Below are 16,737 nucleotides of genomic sequence, written 5' to 3'. Positions count from 1 at the left end.
TTGTTGTGTGCCTTGACGGTGTGAGGATTAGCCCTGTTTTTGGGCAGGAATACCGGGTTAGGGGGACGAGGGCGGCAACCCTTCAATCGCAATCAACGCTTCTGTGACGGACTTCACCAACGGCGCAGCGACCGTGGAGCCGAAGAGGTCTTCGCCTTGGGGTTCGTCAATCACCACTAACACTAAATATTGCGGACTTTCGAGGGGGAGGATGGTGAAAAAGCTGACGATTTTGCGATCGCTGAAATAGCCCCCGTCAGGACTCGCCTTTTCCGCTGTTCCCGATTTTCCCCCCAGACGATAGCCCGAAATCCGCGCCGATTGTCCACTGGGGGCATCAATCACCGCCGCCATTTGATCGAGCACCACCTCTGTGGTGGCGGGGGAAAACACGCGCTTAACCGGGTGATCCGTGGGTTCCCACACCAGGGTATTCTCCGCATCCACCAAGCCCCGCACCAGATGCGGCGTGACGAGCAGCCCACCATTGGCGATCGCCGCTTGCAGTTGGGCTAATTTTAACGGTGTCAGCGAAAAGCCTTGGCCAAAGGCCGTCGTCGCTGCTTCCACCGGAGAATAGATAAATTGGTCGGCAGACTTGAGTTGTCCCGCCGCCGCTCCGGGAAGTTCAATGGCTGGGGCAACGGTGAGATCGAGGTTTTTCAGCGCCTCGTAGTATACCTTGGGGTCCATCTGTTGCACCAAGTCCACCATGGCCACATTGCTCGAATAGCTGAGAATTTCCCCTAGGTTTAGATCGCCGCGACCCCCGACGGATTCGTAATCATGGTTGGTAATTTCCCAGGTATCAATCTCGATTTTGCCAGCATCGTAGAAGGTGTCATTGGATTGAATCGCTCCCGCTTCGAGGGCGATCGCAATATTAATCGGCTTAAACGTTGATCCCGGTTCGTAGAGATCCGTCACCGCCCAATTTTTAAACAGGGTCAGGTCAAATTTAGAATATTCATTGGGGTCAAAGGTGGGTTCGCACGCCAAGGCCAACAGCGCCCCATCGTTAACATTCATCACCAACACCGCCCCCCGTTTCGCCTTGTAGGTTTCCACCTGCTGCTTGAGGAGCGATCGCGCCACCCGCTGCAACCGCATATCCACCGTCAGTTGCAAACGCTGATCATCAAACCCCAACAGCCCCGACGGAATATGATCCGGCATTAACGCCCCATTTCCCGCCCGACTCATTTGCAGCGTGCGCAGATTCCGTTCCAAGGCCTTCTCTTGGGTATATTCCAACCCCGCCTGCCCCTTATGGTCTAAATCCACATACCCCACCACATCGGACACCAATTCCTGCTGAGGATAGAGGCGGGAATATTGACGGATCAACTCCAACCCATTCAGCTTTAAATCCCGAATTTGATCCGCCGTTTCCTCCGACAAATTCGCCGCCAACGGAATGCCACTATCCCGCACCTTGAGGGTCCTCAACAACGCCTCAGCATCTTGGGTAAGGGGACGGGCTAACTGCTGCGCCATAGCCTCACGGCTGACGGGGAATTGATTGGGGTGGGCATAGAGCGTATAGACCAGGCGATCCGTCGCTAAGATATTCCCGGCTCGATCCACGATTTCACGGCGGGGAATATAGGGGCGCATATAGGTCATTTGCTGATTCCGCGCCTGTTCCATCAAGTCAGGGGCGCGTAGAATCTGCAATCGATATAGATTGAATCCTAACCCCGCCAAACTCGCAGCGAGCAGGCCCCAGACAATCCACAACCGTCGGGGTTGAAGACGGTAGGGGCGCGGGGTCAAGGGCGGGGTGGAGGAATCCGGTGGGGAGGACGTTGCAGGGAAGTCAGGATTGGACATAGGGCAGGCAGGGCCTTAATAGCCCAAGGGTGCATCTGCGGTGAAACTGACCAAGGGGGCGGTGGGGGTGGAGACGGGTTGAGCCGGTTGGCCCGTGGCCTTGGGGAGAAAGATGGTATTGGCTGGACTGGGGGCAACGAGGTTATTTTCGGGCGCAGTGGCCTGTTGGGCCAATTGGTTTTTCATTAACTCGTTGGCGGTGGTGAGTTCGCGTTTTTCCCGTTGGAGTTGTTCGAGGTGGCGAAAATCTTCGCTCCAGGCCTGTTGGATGTATACCGTTGAGCCGTACACCATCAGGACGGCGGTGGCGAGACAAAAAGTGAGAATGGATGAGCCTTGTTGAATGATTAAGAGGGTGCGCAGCCAGAGGGGGACTTTGGGGGTCGTGGTCTGACGGGCACGCCGGGAGGGTTTGGCGGGGGCTTGGGGGGCTGTGGAAGGTGTGGCGGGGGGAACGAGGGTGAGGGGGGCGGGGGTGTTGGGTTGCGCGATCGCCGCTGCCCCTTGCATCGCAGGATGACGAATCACTTTGCCACTATCCACGGCGGCGGGTTCACGGAAGGCACGCGGTACATCCGGGCGTTGGGCGGTGGCAGCACGGCGACGGTGCGATGCCCGATGGGAGGGATAGCGTTGGACAGAAGCGATCATAGTCAATCCTTCGATGTACTGGCAATTGATGATTTCTATTCTAATGCGCCCCCATCCTATCATTGGATTCAGGGAACGGAGCGATTTTTGCGATCGCCATCAAGGGCGAGGGGGGACGAGAGTCCCTAGAATTAGCCCTGGGCAGAGAAAAATGGAGGCCGAAACAATCATGCTGCTTTTACAATTCAGTACGTCCCATTATTGCCGCAAAGCACGGCTAATGTTGGGATTCAAGGGGATACCGTATGATGTGGAAAACCTGACACCGGGCTTGCACCTAGTCCGCCTCAAACCGTTGACGGGTTTAACCACGGTGCCGGTGCTCTGCCCATCGGGAACGGCGGATGGGGAGGCGATCGCCGATTCCACTGCGATCGCCCAGTATCTAGACCAGCATTATCCCGATCCCCCCTTGTTGCTCGGTGATCCTGAGGGCGATCGCCAGGTGCAATGGCTCGAAGATTGGCTCGATGAAAGTATTGGCGTGGCCACCCGCTTTGTTTATTACGACTATCGCGCCCAGGACGGGAAACACCTCGATACCTCATGGGTGAATGGCCTGGTGATTCAACTGGTGTGCCGTCAATACAACATCAATGCAGCGGCTGTCCGCTTGGCGCGGCAACGGTTGGATCTGGCCTTGAATCAGGTGTTAACGCCGTGGCAGACCGGGCCGTTTCTCGTGGGCGATCGCTACACCCTCGCCGATCTTACCGCCGCTGCTCTATTGGCTCCGTTGGCGATCGTCCCCCCCTACCTGGAGCAATACCCCTGGCTTTGGGAGCGAATCGCCGCCGTCCATCAGCATTGCGGCGAACTGTTACCTCCCAGGGTTCATGATTGATTCAGTCCCATCGATGTCAAGCCCTAGGCCTCATCGGCTGGGGGAAGTTTTTGCTGCTTGATTTCCGCCTTGTAGCGTTGGAGTTCCTGCTCCAGTTCCGTGATGCGGCGATCGCGCACCTGCACCTGTTTGTAATCCTGCATCGCGCTAATTTGTCGCTGCAACTTCACCCAGAGGCTAAACAACCAAGCCAAGGTCGCCCCCGCCCCCATCGTGATCAACAGTTCAATGGCGAGGGGAGCTTCGACGGTTTTTCCCGGTAGAAGCTGCACCGTGATCGGGTTAGTATTTTCCAGGCAGAAAAATGCGATCGCTAAACAAACCAAAAAAATCAACACAAAATTGACTTGGCGCATCATGAATACATCTCCTCTCCAAATGATTAAAATCGGGGCTAGGGTGCAGGGATCTTGAAAACCCTAGGGGTATTGTCGGGGTACCAGACATTACAGCGCACTTTGGAGCGCGGCTTGAGCCTCTGGCGTATTGAGAAACCCTAAAAATGCCGTCACCGCCGGATTGGGCGGATTTTTATACACATAGTACAGGGTGCGCTGATAGGGATAGGCCGGATCGCTGGGATTAAAATTGTTAATCGGCACCATGCGCACCGTCTGCTGATTCTCCACTTGGGCGGCCGTGGCATAGCCAATCCCGTTCATTTGCAACTGTTGCAGCATCCCAGTGGTTTCATCCCGCTCCATCGTCACCACATTCGACCCGCTAGCCTCTTGGCCCCCTAAGACCACCTCTTTAAAAGTGGCATAGGTTCCGCTCACCGCTGGGCGATTCAGCGCCCGAATCGGCTGATCCGGCCCACCCACCTGAGACCAGTTCGTAATCTGCCCGGTATAAATGCCCTGAATCTGTGCTTGGGTTAAGCCGCCTCGATAGGGGTTATCCACACTGACGACAAAGGCTAGCTGATCCGGGGCAACGGGAACGGTCTGTAAGTCTTGGTTTTGTTCAGCGGCGGTGAGGGGACGAGAGGAGGCGGCTAAATCGATTTGACCGGCGATCAGGCTTTCAATCCCCTTGCTTGTGCCTTGGGCTTGGATGGTGGTGCTGGCGCTGGGAAATTGGGTTTTAAAACTATTGGTGAAGGCGGCGTTAATTTTCGCCATACTCGTCGAGCCGTCGATCCAGAGTTGGGTTCCGGCGGGGACTTCACTAGGGACGGGGAACGAATTGGCGGCTGTCCCGTTGGTGGGGGGCGCGGCTCCGTCGGCGGGGTTGGGATTGGTGGCGGTGTCAGGGGTGGGGATGAGGTTCGAGCCGGTGCGTTGGGTGAAAAACCAGATGCCGCCCCCCAGAATTCCAGCAGTGACAAGCAGGGCGAGGATGAGGGGAAGGGTTTCGTTTTTTGGGGTCATGGTGGTTGTGCTGGGGTTAGGGTGTAACAGGGACAAACTCGTAACCGTACTGGGTGCGGGTTCCTGGCTCAATTGTGACCAGTTGGACGGCTTGGTTACGATCGCCCGATGGCAAAAACTTAATCTCGCCTTGGCTTCCCTGGGTGAAGGTGGTGCTTAGGAGTGTCTCTTTTAAGCCGGTGCGACTGGGGGCGATCGCAATCCCTTGGGCGATCGCCTGCACCGCATCGTAGGCCATGGCCGTGCGCCAATTCACATCCCCACCCCACAGGTCTCGCGCTACTTGGGGAAACGTCGCATCCGGGTCACCCAAAATATGCCATGGTACTGCAATGATGATCCCTGTGCCGGCCTCCCCTGTGGCTAATAATTCCGGTTTATAGGCACTGTCTCCCGCCAGGATCGGTAATGCTCCTTGATTCGCCGTCACCACCGCCACCATCTGCTCAAACACCGCCGAATTGGGCGCGAGCATCAGGGTTTCGGCCCCATTGGCACGGGCGGCATTCAGCGCCGCTTCGGCGTTAAAGTCCGGCGCGGTGAAATTAAATTCCGTCACCACTTCCCCCCCTTGGGAGGCAAGATCGGTCATAAAGACATCCCGCAGCGATTGGCTATAGTTACTCTCGGCATTATAAAAAACTGCGGCTTTGGTGGTTTGGAGGGTGTCGAGTTGATAGCGAGCGAGGGCACTCCCGGCGAAGCGATCGCTCGGTACTGTCCGAAAAATATAATCTCCGGCGGTGGAGAGCGCAACGGATGTACTCGTCGGCGAAATCATCACCAACTGCCCCGCCTCATACACCTCTGCCCCCGCTAAGGAACTATCGCTACCAAAATGCCCCACCACCGCCAACACCTCCGGCTGCTCCACCAAGGCTTGGGCCACGGCTTGCACCACCGCCGGATCATTATCATCATTCACCACCAGCACCTGTAGCGGAATCCCCTTAATCCCGCCGCCTTGGTTGATCTGGTTTTGGCTTTGGGCCACGCCCCGCAGCAGTTCCTTGGCGGCGTTGAGACTACTGCCAATGGGGACAGCGGTGGCGATCCGGTGGACGAGTTGACCATCGGCCCGCAAATTATTGAGATAAATCAACGCTTCCGGGTCGTTGGGTTGCTTCACGAGGGAGGCTTCTAATTGTTGAATTGCTGTGGGAAGATCACCGGCGGCGATCGCCGCTTGGGCAGCTTGTTTTTCCGGGGTGATGTTATCGGTAATCAGCCACCGTTCTCCCCGACTGAAGCGACTATCGAAGGCTCCGTCCACATCTTGGACGGTTGCCGATTCATCCCCTTGCATCCGCTCACCCAGCCACAGCACCCCACCCGCAACCACTCCCCCCGTTAAAACCAGCGTGAGCAAAAGCGTTGCAGTTTCTTTGAGATTACGAGCCATGGGTAGTTTAGGAAGAGAGCAAATAACGTCACGGGTGATGCTGGCGGGTTAAGGGGTGAGGGGCACAAAGTCGTAGCCAGTGCCGGAACGATTGCCGGGGGCAATGGTGACGAGTTGAGCAGCTTGGTTGCGATCGCCCGACTGGACAAACCGAATCGTACCGCTAGCCCCGGTGGCCTGGAACGATTGGGCGGCGATCGCACTCTGCACCCCTGCCCGCGTCGGATTTTGCTGGAGGGCAGCTTGGAACACCTGCACTGCATCGTAGGCCATGGCCGTGCGCCAATTCACGTCCCCGCCCCACAGTTCCCGCGCCGCAGCGGCGAAGGTTTCACCATTGCCCTGTTGACTTTGCCATGGCACAGCGAGGGTCATTCCCACTCCGTTGGCTCCGGCTGTTTCTAGGGTGGTGAAATTGTAGACACTATCCCCCGCCAGGATCGGCAAGCGACGACCATTAGCCTGCACCACTTGCAGGGCTGGGTCTAGGGTTTCGGAGTTGGGCAGGAGGGCGATCGCTTGCGCCCCCTGTTGTTGCGCCTCATTCAGGGCCTGGACGGGGTCAATGCCACTGCTGAGATCATATTCCCCGACAATCTGCCCATTTTCAAACACCAATTCATTACTAAATTCCTGCTTGAGGGAATTGCTGTAATCGCTTTGACTGTTATAAAACACCACGGTGTTTTGGGTTTGAAGTTGCTCCACTTGATAGCGGGCGAGGGCTTTCCCGGTGGCGGCATCGTTGGGAACCGTGCGAAAGATAAAATTGCCGAGGCTTGCGAGGGGGGTGGCGGTACTCGTGGGGGAAATCATCACTAATCCCGCCGCTTGATAGACCTGGGCGGCGGCTGCGCTGGTATCACTGCCGAAATGCCCCACCACACCCAGCACCTCGGGCCGATCCACCAGGGCTTGAGCCACTTGACTGGCCAGGGTGGGATCATTGTTGTCATTGACGATCGCAACCTTCAGCCGCGTGCCATTTACCCCCCCGGCCTGATTGATTTCGGCCTGGGCTTGGGCTGTCCCGCGCAGGAGTTCTTGGGCGGCATCGGCGTTGGTTCCGGCCGGAATAGCGATCGCCACGGTGTAGGATGCATCCGTACCAATGCGGGCATTGTTGAGATAAATCAGAGCTTCGGGATCATTGGGGGTGGCTTGTAACGAAGCTTCAAGACGGGGGATGGCGGCGGCAAAATCGCCTTGGGCGATCGCCGCGACGGCGGCCTGTTTATCCGGGGTCGTCACCGACGTGATCAGCCGATCCCCTGTGCTGATCGCCACTGTGCCACTGTTCGTCGCGGCAGGATTCGAGTCGGTCGCGGGAGGATTTGACCCGGTTTCCCCCGGCCCAGAGGATTTTGAACCACTCATCACCCACCACACACCGCCCCCGACGATCGCGCCCGTAATGGCCAACGACAAAACCAATGCGGCTGTTTCTTTCCCTTGGGCCATGATTGCTACAGATCTCCTAAATAGGTTGCGTGTGTCTAGACTACCGAAGGCAACATCGAGATTTCTCACCCCTGCGCCCAATCCTTCCGGTTTCAACCGTCAAAGTTTCGCCCCTAAACGTTGCCAAGCGGCTTGGGGATCAGGGGCTTGGGTAATCGGGCGACCGATCACCAGATAGCTCGCCCCGGCTTGAAAGGCTTGGGCCGGGGTCATCACCCGTTGTTGATCTCCCGCTGTGGCCCAAGGGGGACGGACACCGGGACAAACGAGGAGAAAGTCCGGCCCGCAGATTTGGCGGAGTTGGGCGGCTTCGTGGGGTGAGCAGACAATGCCGGGTACGCCGGAGGCTTGGGCGAGTAATGCCATCTTGAGGACATAGTCCGGCAGTTCAAGCGAAACATGGAGATCGAAGGCCAGATCGCGGGCGCTCAAACTGGTGAGCAGGGTGACGGCGAGGAGTTTGAGGGGGGCATCCGCAACGGCATCCACGGCGGCTTTGAGGGCCGCTTGACCGGCGGGGGCGTGGATGGTGAGGAAGTCCACGTCATAGGCTTGGGCCGATCGCACTCCCCCGGCCATGGTGTTGGGAATATCGTGGAGTTTGAGATCCAGAAAAATCCGTTTACCTCGGCGTTTCAACTCCGCCAAAATCTCCGGCCCGGCGGCGATGAATAGCTCTAGACCGACTTTCCAAAACCCCACCTCTGGCAGTTGATCCAATAAATCGAACGCGGCTTTGAGATCCGGCACGTCCAACGGCACAATAATGCGATCGCTCAAACTCATAACCCGATAATCTCCCGTGATCCTATGGAACGAGGCGGATAAACTTCTTCTTGCCCATCTGGAGCACCTTACCATCGAGGTCTTGGGACGTGGCGAATTCTAAATTAACATCGGTGATGCGATCGCCCTCTAAACGCACCGCCCCCCCTTGGATTTGCCGTCGCCCCTCACCGCTGCTCTTACACAGTCCCGTCGCACTGAGAAGATAAAACACCTTCACCGGAAACTCCACTGTTGCCAAACTAAACTCCGGCACGGCATCACCGCTGGCCTGATTGCCTTGCACCAACGCTTGGGCCGCCGTTTGGGCCTCCTGGGCGGCGGCAGGGCTGTGGTATTGCCCCACCACATCAAGGGCCAATTGCTTCTGGGCAGTGCGGGGATCGTCCGGCAACTGGTCTAAATGGGTGTTCGTCAGTAGCTCGAAATAACTCCTCAGCAAGGCATCGGGGGTTTTTTCTAGCTTGGAATACATGGTTAAAGCGTCTTCGGTCAGTCCCACATAATTATTGAGAGACTTCGACATTTTATTCACCCCATCAAACCCCAGCAGCAAGGGCAACAACAGGCAAAATTGCGGCGCTTGCCCAAATTGCCGTTGTAAATCTCGCCCCACCAAGAGATTAAATTTTTGATCAGTTCCCCCCAGTTCTACATCAGCTTGCACCGCCACCGAATCATAACCCTGCATCAAGGGATACATGAACTCATGGAGATAGATCGGATTTTCTTTTTTATACCGCTCCGCAAACCCTTCTTTGGCCAACATTTGCCCCACAGTCATCGTAGCCAGCAGTTCTAAAATTTCTTTTAAATCCAGTTGCCCTAACCATTCGGAGTTGTAGCGAATTTCGAGCCGGCCGGGGGTGTCGAAATCAAGAATTGGCCGCAATTGATCGAGGTAGGTTTGGGCGTTGAGTTTGACCTGTTCGGGGGTCAGTTGGCGGCGCACTTCGGACTTGCCCGTGGGGTCGCCAATTTGGGCGGTAAAGTCGCCAATGATCACCACTGCGGTATGGCCGGCATCCTGAAAGGCGCGGAGTTTGCGAAAGGGGATGCTATGGCCCAAATGCAGGTCTGAGCCGGTGGGATCAATGCCGAGCTTGATGCGCAGGGGGCGATCGCCCTGTTGCAGGCGAGCGATTAACTGTTCATTGGGATCATGGGAATCGGGCGCATGGGGAAAAATTTCCTGAGTGCCGCGTTGCAGCCATTGAAACTCTGAGGGGGAAGTCACCGGAAGCATGGGGGGAGTAGTTTAAAGACGAGGTGAATAAATCAGGGATGCGTGAAAGGGTGCGATCGCACGACAGGACTCAGAACCGGAGACTCAAGCTTAGGGGTCTTGATCCCATGTGCAAAAATCCTGTAATGTTTAACGCCAATCCCCAGCATCTAACGATAAGATACAGTGAGTAAACGGGCCAACCTTGAAAAAAGAGAGGTCTTATGTTAGCTCAGAGTCAAGGTCAGGGCAGCGATCGCCCTCATCCTAGGATTTGCTAAGGGCAATTGAGATGATCGATTCATCATTAGAGTGAGGAACTAAAATAACTGTGGCGACTAGCACTGTTCGGAAAAAGCAGGACTCCAAAAATCCCCGTTCTACCCCTGATAATTTTTTACTTGGGGTTGCTAAAGTCGCCGGTGGAACTGTTTTGGGCATCACCATGCTTAGTAGCTCCATCATCGCTGGTGGGCTGGTGGGCCTCGCCATCAGCTTTCGCAACCTGCCCGATGTGCGGGTACTCAAAAACTTCGCCCCCACCGAAACCACCTACATCTACGACGTGAAGGGCAAAATCCTCGACAGTCTCCACGGCGAGCACAACCGCGAAGTTGTCCCCCTCGAACGGATTTCCCCCGATCTCAAACGCGCTGTTCTTGCGATCGAAGATAGCCACTTCTACCTCCACGACGGCATCAACCCCAACAGCATCGGCCGCGCCCTCGTCGCCAACTGGCGCAGTGGTGGTGTTGTGGAAGGGGGGTCTACGATCACCATGCAATTGGTGAAAAACCTCTTTTTGTCCCGCGATCGCACCATTTCCCGCAAACTCGCCGAAGCCGTCCTCGCCATTCGGATCGAGCAAATTTTCGCCAAAGACCACATCCTAGAGATGTACCTCAACAACATCTACTGGGGTCACAACAGCTACGGCGTGGAAACCGCCGCCCAAAGCTACTTTAAAAAATCCGCCGCCGATCTCAACCTTGCCGAAGCCACTGTCATGGCGGGCTTGATCCAAGCCCCGGAAGACTACAGCCCCTTCATCGACTACCAAGAAACCAAGCGCCGCCAAAGCCTCGTCCTGTCCCGCATGGAAGGGCTGGGCTGGATCACCGCCGCCGAAGCCCAAGAAGCCCGCGCCACCCCCCTCCTGATCGGCCAACCCACCGCCTGGAAAAGTAGCGAACTTCCCTACATCACCGAAGCCGTGATCGGCGAACTCCAACGCCGCTTTGGGGAAGATGCTGTCCTCCAAGGTGGCATGCGCGTCCAAACCACGGTTGACTACTCCTTCCAACGAATGGCGGAAGAAAATGTCGCCGAAGCCCATCAACGTCTCCGCGCCCGTGGCCTCTATGCTGACCAAGTGGCTCTCGTTGCCGTTGATCCCCGCACCCACTTCGTCAAAGCCCTCGTCGGGGGGGTGAATTACAAAGAAAGCCAATTTAACCGGGCCATTCAATCCCTCCGCCAACCCGGTTCTGCCTTTAAACCCTTCGTCTACTACACTGCCTTCGCTAGCGGTAAATATACCCCCTATTCCGTCGTGGAAGATACCCCCGTGAAATACCGCGATGGGTCAGCGTACTACGAACCCCAAAACTACGGGGGCAGTTTTGCCGGGGCAATGTCGGTGCGAGATTCCCTGATTCAGTCTCGGAATATTCCGGCGGTGAAATTGGGTCAAGCCGTGGGCATTGATAAGGTGATTGAAATCTGTCGCACCTTGGGGATTAAAAGCCCCCTTGATCCGGTGGTGTCCCTGCCCTTGGGGTCGATTGGGGTTACGCCAATGGAAATGGCGGGAGCCTATGCCACCTTTGCGAGTAACGGCTGGCATTCTGACCCGACGATTATTGTGCGGGTTACCGATAGCAGTGGTAATGTCATTCTCGACAATACCCCTAAGCCTCGCTTGGTGCTTGATCCCTGGGCGGCTGCTTCGTTAACGTCGTCCCTGCAAGGCGTTGTCCAAGGGGGCGGCACAGCACCCCAGGCTAATTTGGGTCGTCCGGCGGCGGGAAAAACTGGTACGACGACTTCGGAGCGGGATGTGTGGTTTGTGGGGTATACGCCGCAACTTTCGACGGCGGTTTGGATTGGGAATGATAATTATCGACCGCTGGGGAAAGGGGTGACGGGTGGGGGCTACGCGGCTCCGATTTGGCGTGATTTCATGCGTGAAGCCCTGAAAAATGAACCTGTATTACAGTTCCCGGCTGCCTCAAAATTCCCCCGTCCGAAGAGTTAGCGGATCGGATTGGTGCGATCGCTCTATCCTGGCGGGCAGACTGTCCGCTGTTGTATGCCATGCAAGCCCTGAAACTCCAAGGATTGTTTAACGCTCGGTTTTTGAAAAATCTGCTGCCGATTCCGGCGACGAATCGACTGGAGCGATCGCAGCGTGTCCCTAATTTTCTCTTGCCGGATGTGGCGAATCGGACGACGGTGAAGCTCTCGGATTTTGTGGGGAAACATCCGGTTTTGCTGGACTTCACCCGCATTTTTACCGAAAACCACTATTGCCCCCTCTGCTACCCCCATCTTGTGGCGTTGAATGAGCAGTATGAGACGTTCGCGGCGCAGGGGATTGCGGTGTTGCTGGTGACGAGTACGGATACGCGGCAAAGTCAGCGGGTGGTGCAGGATTTGGGGCTGAAGCTGCCGGTGTTGAGTAATCCGAGTTGTGATGTGTTTCGGCTGTTTCAGACGGGGCAGGCCTTGGGTGCGCCGCTGCCGGCTCAGTTTGTGATCGATTTGGAGGGGCGGTTACAGGCGAAGCATTTGTTTTCGTTTTTGGAGCCGAATGCGCCGATCGCACAATTACAAATGTGGTGCGACCAGACGTTAACTCGTCCCCTGGGGCCGATCCTCGCAGATTCCATCGCCGCGCCGACGCACCCAGAGGGCGAGGACAATCAAGAAGGTGATGCCGAGTAGGCCGGCGAGGGGGTTGCGATCGATGCCGGTGACCCAGGGGGGGACGCGATCGCGGTACTGTACCAATGCCCCAACATTGATGATGTAGTACCCCCACACGAGGCCGCTGTGAAGACCAATGGGAAGGCCAAGGCGGTGCTGGGTTTGACGTTTGGCCCAGACGAGGATTAGGCCGAGGAGGACGAGGCTGGGAAATTGGGGAAAGGTGCGGATCATTTCGGCCACGGGTTTGAGGTAGTGGGCGATCGCAAACAGTACCGCACTACCCCACAACGCCACCGAGGGGGAATAGTCAGTTTCCAGTTCATCCAATAACCAGCCCCGAAACACAAACTCTTCCGCCAGCCCCACCCCCAAGGCTACCCCAAGGCCCTCAACCATCACCCGCACCACATAATCGGCGGTCACAAACTCCACCCAGCCAAAGGCTGCCATGGTCAGAAAGAGCGCGATCGTCATGCCCGTGCCGAGGGCCAAACCATGGAGACAATAGAGACCATTTTGGCGTGTCCAGACCAAACCGTAATAGGCAAAGGGGCGATCGCGTTGTTTCACCCGTCGCCCCCAAAACCACACAAGCACGAAAAACTCGATAAACAACAGCCCCATCGTGGCGATGGTTTCGGTGTTGGGGTCAGAACGGAGCAGGAGATGCAGCGGTAACGCTAGGGGAACCCAGAGCACGGCTAATCCCAACAGAAACACTCCCACGCGCCAGAAAACGGGGAGTGCAGCAATTTTCGTATAGGGTAATGTCACCAAAATTTATTCGTCGGGTTCAATACTGCTACTCAGACCGTGATTTTGCAGCGTTTCACAGTAAAATTCCGCGTGCTCAAAAGCGCAGGTAATCACCAACGCTACGCCGCTGTTGTGGGCTTCCATCATAATACTAACGGCTTGGGGTTGGGTAAGACTGGGCACGGTTTGCATTAAGGTTTGCACCACATACTCCATCGAGTTGAAATCATCATTATGGAGTAACACGCGGTAACGGGGGGCAGGTTTGCGCACCGTTGATGTGTCTTGGACCACAGAGGGCCGATCTAGAATTTCTGTAGACATAGTTATACACCTCCTGTTAGTCGGGAGTTAATAATGGCAGGCAAAATAATTGAGATCTTGAAAAAACTCTGTACAATTTTATCGAAGAAACCCGAATTGGGAAGGCGAGATCACCGATCCTCCATCGTACTGCGGTGGACTCGCGGTTCACTGCGTTGAACAAAATCGCAGGACTACCTTTGATACCCTAGCAGGTAAGCTACAGAATTTTTTCGGGGTCTTTCTGCCTCGCCTGACCCCAACCGTTGACCACCATCAAGATGAGGAGCGATTTTACGGTATGACCGGCCCCCTAAAGTCTTTCGGTTCATCACGATCTAAACGATCTAAACCGGCTCCCGATGCGCCCCATTTGGTGGCGGATTTGTTTGAGACGATTCATCATCTCAAGCAGCAGGTGCAGGTGTTGCCAACCTCAGCCGCGCCGTTGTCAGTGGTGCGGTCTAATCCTTCCCCAGGGCAGACACCAACGGTGATGGCGGCGATCGCACAACTCGAAGCCAAACTCAATGCCTATACCGAGCAGACCCAAGCCCAAATTGAAGCCAGCGAGGAGCGGGTTGATCGTCAATTACAGTTCATCCGGCAACAGTTGCTGCTCATTCTAGGGGATTTAGATACCCATGTGGCGGACAAGGTGCGCGAGGCCTTGGCCCCAATCCAATCAGAGCAGGAGACGTTGGCCCAACAACTGGAAACGGTGGAGCGGGAGGTGGCCGTTCATCGCTATGACTTGTTTGATGTGCAAACCCAACTCACCCACCATATTGACTACACCGAAGACCGCCTCGATCACCATCAAGACGGGTTTCAAAAGCTGCTGGTGGTGGGGATGGCGATCGCCCTCGGTTGTCTCGCGCTCCCCATCGCCCTGCAATGGACGATCCATGCCACCCCCAGCGCCCAATCCGCCACCGAAACGCCCCACACCCCCTAGGCGATTGGGGGAAGGCAAGGGTGTAGAATAAACCTGCACGGGCTAAATTCAGTAGCGATGTACCACGTTAATCATCTTGAAAGTACCCTGAAGGAATTTTTTGGGTACGACACCTTCCGACCCGGACAGCGCGAGATCATTGAAGCGGCGCTGCAACAGCGGGATTTGCTTGCGATTATGCCCACGGGGGCGGGGAAATCTCTGTGTTTTCAACTGCCGGCCCTGTTGCAGCCGGGGTTGATGGTGGTGGTGTCGCCGTTGATTGCCTTGATGCAGGATCAGGTGGATGCCCTGGTGGATAACGGGATCGGGGCGACGTTTTTGAATAGTAGTTTGGATCGTGAGGCGATGCGATCGCGCCAAGCCGACATCCTCAACGGCAAAATCAAACTCCTCTACGCCGCCCCGGAACGTTTGGTGAATGACAATTTTTTACCCTTTTTAGATCACGTCAAAACCACGGTGGGGATCAGTGGGTTTGCCATTGATGAAGCCCATTGTGTGTCCGAATGGGGCCATGATTTTCGCCCCGAATATCGCCGCCTCAATTTCCTGCGCCAGCGTTACCCCGACATTGCGATGCTGGCCTTCACCGCCACCGCCACCGCCCGCGTCCAGCAGGATATTCTTTCCCAACTGCGCCTCCGGAATCCCCATCGTTATCTCGCCAGCTTCAACCGCCCCAACCTCTACTACGAAGTCCGCAAACGGGAAAAACAAAGCTACGGCCAACTGCTCCAGGCGATCCGGGAACAGCAGGGCGGCTCTGGGATTATTTATTGCATCAGTCGGCGCAAGGTGGATGAGGTGGCGGCACGGTTGCAGCGCGATCGCATTGCCGCCCTGCCCTACCACGCAGGTCTCGATGCCCAACAGCGGGCCGAAAATCAAACCCGCTTCATCCGGGACGATGTGCAGATTATCGTCGCCACGATCGCCTTTGGGATGGGGATCAATAAACCTGATGTGCGGTTTGTCTTCCATTACGAACTGCCCCGCAACCTCGAAGGCTACTACCAAGAATCCGGGCGGGCCGGTCGTGATGCGGAGCCGTCAAACTGCATTCTCTTTTTTAGCCTCTCGGACATTCCCCGCCTCGAATACCTAATCGACCAAAAACCCGACGAAACCGAACGCCGCATCGCCCGCCAACAGATGCAACAAGTCCTTGACTATGCCGAGGGCACGGACTGCCGCCGTACGATCCAATTGGGCTATTTTGGCGAACAGTTTCCCGGTGATTGTGGGGGCTGTGATAATTGCTGTAACCCGCCGCCGGTGGAGGATTGGACGGTGGAGGCGCAAAAGCTGCTCTCCTGTGTGGCCCGCTGTCAGCAACGCTTTGGTACGACGCACATTATCGATGTGCTGCGGGGATCACTCAATCAGAAGGTGAAAAAGTACGGTCACGATCGCCTTTCCACCCACGGCATCGGCAAAGACCGCAGCACCGAAGATTGGAAACTGTTGGCGCGATCGCTCCTCCATCAGGGCCTTGTGAGTGAGACCACCGATGGGTTTCGGGTGCTATTTCTCAATGACAACAGCTGGGAAGTGCTGCGCCATCAACGCCCGGTCAAGATTGCCGTGCCGCGCCGCAGTGGAGGACGCGCGATCGCAGAAACCAGCGAAACAGCGATCGCCGCTGAACTCCTCTTTGACGAACTGCGCCACCTTCGCAAACAACTGGCCGATGAGCAGGGTGTCCCCCCCTACTTCATTTTCTCCGACTCCAGTCTCCGCGCCATGGCTAAAAAACAGCCTACAACTCTCGATCAATTCAGCCGTGTGTCCGGAGTCGGGACGGTGAAACGTCAACGCTACGGACAAACCTTTGTGGATCTGATCCGTCAATTCTTCGCCCTGCAACCCCAAGACCCCGATACCATCCAACCTCGGCATGGCCTCACCGCCACTCAAGCCCATACCCTCCACCTTTATCACCAAGGTCTCACTGTGGCGGAGATTGCCGCCCAGCGTAGCCTGAAAGATAGCACGATTTTAGGGCATCTCAGTGAGGCGATCGCTGTGGGGGAAGTGATCGACGTAGATCGCCTTGTGTCACCTGAGCGTCAGGCCGAGATTTTGAAGGTGATGCCCACCCATGGCGATCGCAGCCTCACCCAAATTCGCGAGCATCTCGGCCCCGACTACGATTTTGGCGAAATCCGCCTCATGCGGGGCGTGTGGCAACAACAACAGCAGGCGTTTTAA

Annotated in this window: 15 protein-coding genes; 5 read left to right on the top strand and 10 right to left on the bottom strand. The window is 56.2% G+C overall.

What is annotated here, in order from left to right; genetic code table 11:
- Positions 1-57: 57 nt before the first annotated feature.
- On the bottom strand, positions 58-1,833 hold the full coding sequence (locus SPI6313_RS09900) for a peptidoglycan D,D-transpeptidase FtsI family protein (protein ID WP_084668968.1): 1,776 nt from the start codon (positions 1,831-1,833) through the stop codon (positions 58-60).
- A gap of 15 nt (positions 1,834-1,848) precedes the next feature.
- Positions 1,849-2,484, bottom strand: a complete 636-nt coding sequence (locus tag SPI6313_RS22320) for a hypothetical protein (RefSeq protein ID WP_084668967.1) — start codon at positions 2,482-2,484, stop codon at positions 1,849-1,851.
- A gap of 169 nt (positions 2,485-2,653) precedes the next feature.
- On the opposite strand from SPI6313_RS22320, the gene SPI6313_RS09890 reads away from it, so the two are divergent.
- Positions 2,654-3,328: a glutathione S-transferase family protein gene (locus SPI6313_RS09890; protein WP_072623080.1), complete on the top strand. Its 675-nt coding sequence runs from the start codon at positions 2,654-2,656 to the stop codon at positions 3,326-3,328.
- A 23-nt stretch (positions 3,329-3,351) separates the two neighbouring features.
- Here SPI6313_RS09890 and SPI6313_RS09885 read toward each other — a convergent pair whose 3' ends face one another.
- From SPI6313_RS09885 to tyrS, 6 genes are all read right to left on the bottom strand, one after another.
- The gene (locus SPI6313_RS09885; protein ID WP_217650559.1) at positions 3,352-3,687 is read right to left on the bottom strand and encodes a LapA family protein; all 336 of its coding nucleotides are present in this window, start codon (positions 3,685-3,687) and stop codon (positions 3,352-3,354) included.
- Positions 3,688-3,774: 87 nt separating this feature from the next.
- On the bottom strand, positions 3,775-4,701 hold the full coding sequence (locus tag SPI6313_RS09880) for a phosphate ABC transporter substrate-binding protein (protein WP_072620847.1): 927 nt from the start codon (positions 4,699-4,701) through the stop codon (positions 3,775-3,777).
- Between the two features lie 16 nt (positions 4,702-4,717).
- Positions 4,718-6,103, bottom strand: a complete 1,386-nt coding sequence (locus SPI6313_RS09875; protein WP_072620846.1) for an ABC transporter substrate-binding protein — start codon at positions 6,101-6,103, stop codon at positions 4,718-4,720.
- Positions 6,104-6,151: 48 nt separating this feature from the next.
- On the bottom strand, positions 6,152-7,564 hold the full coding sequence (locus tag SPI6313_RS09870; protein ID WP_072620845.1) for an ABC transporter substrate-binding protein: 1,413 nt from the start codon (positions 7,562-7,564) through the stop codon (positions 6,152-6,154).
- Between the two features lie 99 nt (positions 7,565-7,663).
- Complete coding sequence (gene pyrF, locus SPI6313_RS09865) at positions 7,664-8,350, bottom strand: orotidine-5'-phosphate decarboxylase (RefSeq protein ID WP_072620844.1); 687 nt, start codon at positions 8,348-8,350, stop codon at positions 7,664-7,666.
- Positions 8,351-8,372: 22 nt separating this feature from the next.
- Positions 8,373-9,596 (bottom strand): tyrosine--tRNA ligase, encoded by a 1,224-nt coding sequence (tyrS, locus tag SPI6313_RS09860; protein ID WP_072620843.1) that lies wholly within the window; start codon positions 9,594-9,596, stop codon positions 8,373-8,375.
- 310 nt (positions 9,597-9,906) lie between these two features.
- On the opposite strand from tyrS, the gene SPI6313_RS09855 reads away from it, so the two are divergent.
- Both SPI6313_RS09855 and SPI6313_RS09850 read left to right on the top strand, forming a co-directional pair.
- Positions 9,907-11,832, top strand: a complete 1,926-nt coding sequence (locus SPI6313_RS09855) for a PBP1A family penicillin-binding protein (protein ID WP_072620842.1) — start codon at positions 9,907-9,909, stop codon at positions 11,830-11,832.
- Between the two features lie 59 nt (positions 11,833-11,891).
- Positions 11,892-12,521, top strand: a complete 630-nt coding sequence (locus tag SPI6313_RS09850) for a peroxiredoxin family protein (RefSeq protein WP_072620841.1) — start codon at positions 11,892-11,894, stop codon at positions 12,519-12,521.
- Here SPI6313_RS09850 and SPI6313_RS09845 read toward each other — a convergent pair.
- On the bottom strand, positions 12,429-13,280 hold the full coding sequence (locus tag SPI6313_RS09845) for a CPBP family intramembrane glutamic endopeptidase (protein WP_072623078.1): 852 nt from the start codon (positions 13,278-13,280) through the stop codon (positions 12,429-12,431). The two genes, SPI6313_RS09850 and SPI6313_RS09845, sit on opposite strands and share 93 nt — an antisense overlap.
- Before the next feature lie 6 nt (positions 13,281-13,286).
- Complete coding sequence (gene clpS / locus SPI6313_RS09840; RefSeq protein WP_072620840.1) at positions 13,287-13,586, bottom strand: ATP-dependent Clp protease adapter ClpS; 300 nt, start codon at positions 13,584-13,586, stop codon at positions 13,287-13,289.
- A 280-nt stretch (positions 13,587-13,866) separates the two neighbouring features.
- Between clpS and SPI6313_RS09835 the strand changes: the two genes are divergently transcribed.
- Positions 13,867-14,523, top strand: coding sequence for a hypothetical protein (locus tag SPI6313_RS09835; protein ID WP_072620839.1), 657 nt, complete (start codon positions 13,867-13,869; stop codon positions 14,521-14,523).
- A gap of 57 nt (positions 14,524-14,580) precedes the next feature.
- Positions 14,581-16,737, top strand: coding sequence for a DNA helicase RecQ (gene recQ, locus SPI6313_RS09830; RefSeq protein ID WP_072620838.1), 2,157 nt, complete (start codon positions 14,581-14,583; stop codon positions 16,735-16,737).

Origin of the sequence: Spirulina major PCC 6313 (genome assembly GCF_001890765.1) — a bacterium.
In the GTDB taxonomy this organism is placed as follows: Bacteria; Cyanobacteriota; Cyanobacteriia; order Cyanobacteriales; family Spirulinaceae; genus Spirulina; species Spirulina major.
Note: the sequence above shows the minus strand (reverse complement) of the source record. Positions and strands in the feature narration are given on the sequence as shown.

Excerpts from the sequence above, each read along its gene's own strand:
- SPI6313_RS09900 (WP_084668968.1), bottom strand. The coding sequence starts at position 1,833 with ATGTCCAATCCTGACTTCCCTGCAACGTCCTCCCCACCGGATTCCTCC.
- SPI6313_RS22320 (WP_084668967.1), bottom strand. The coding sequence starts at position 2,484 with ATGATCGCTTCTGTCCAACGCTATCCCTCCCATCGGGCATCGCACCGT.
- SPI6313_RS09890 (WP_072623080.1), top strand. The coding sequence starts at position 2,654 with ATGCTGCTTTTACAATTCAGTACGTCCCATTATTGCCGCAAAGCACGG.
- SPI6313_RS09885 (WP_217650559.1), bottom strand. The coding sequence starts at position 3,687 with ATGATGCGCCAAGTCAATTTTGTGTTGATTTTTTTGGTTTGTTTAGCG.
- SPI6313_RS09880 (WP_072620847.1), bottom strand. The coding sequence starts at position 4,701 with ATGACCCCAAAAAACGAAACCCTTCCCCTCATCCTCGCCCTGCTTGTC.
- SPI6313_RS09875 (WP_072620846.1), bottom strand. The coding sequence starts at position 6,103 with ATGGCTCGTAATCTCAAAGAAACTGCAACGCTTTTGCTCACGCTGGTT.
- SPI6313_RS09870 (WP_072620845.1), bottom strand. The coding sequence starts at position 7,564 with ATGGCCCAAGGGAAAGAAACAGCCGCATTGGTTTTGTCGTTGGCCATT.
- pyrF (WP_072620844.1), bottom strand. The coding sequence starts at position 8,350 with ATGAGTTTGAGCGATCGCATTATTGTGCCGTTGGACGTGCCGGATCTC.
- tyrS (WP_072620843.1), bottom strand. The coding sequence starts at position 9,596 with ATGCTTCCGGTGACTTCCCCCTCAGAGTTTCAATGGCTGCAACGCGGC.
- SPI6313_RS09850 (WP_072620841.1), top strand. The coding sequence starts at position 11,892 with ATGCAAGCCCTGAAACTCCAAGGATTGTTTAACGCTCGGTTTTTGAAA.
- clpS (WP_072620840.1), bottom strand. The coding sequence starts at position 13,586 with ATGTCTACAGAAATTCTAGATCGGCCCTCTGTGGTCCAAGACACATCA.
- SPI6313_RS09835 (WP_072620839.1), top strand. The coding sequence starts at position 13,867 with ATGACCGGCCCCCTAAAGTCTTTCGGTTCATCACGATCTAAACGATCT.
- recQ (WP_072620838.1), top strand. The coding sequence starts at position 14,581 with ATGTACCACGTTAATCATCTTGAAAGTACCCTGAAGGAATTTTTTGGG.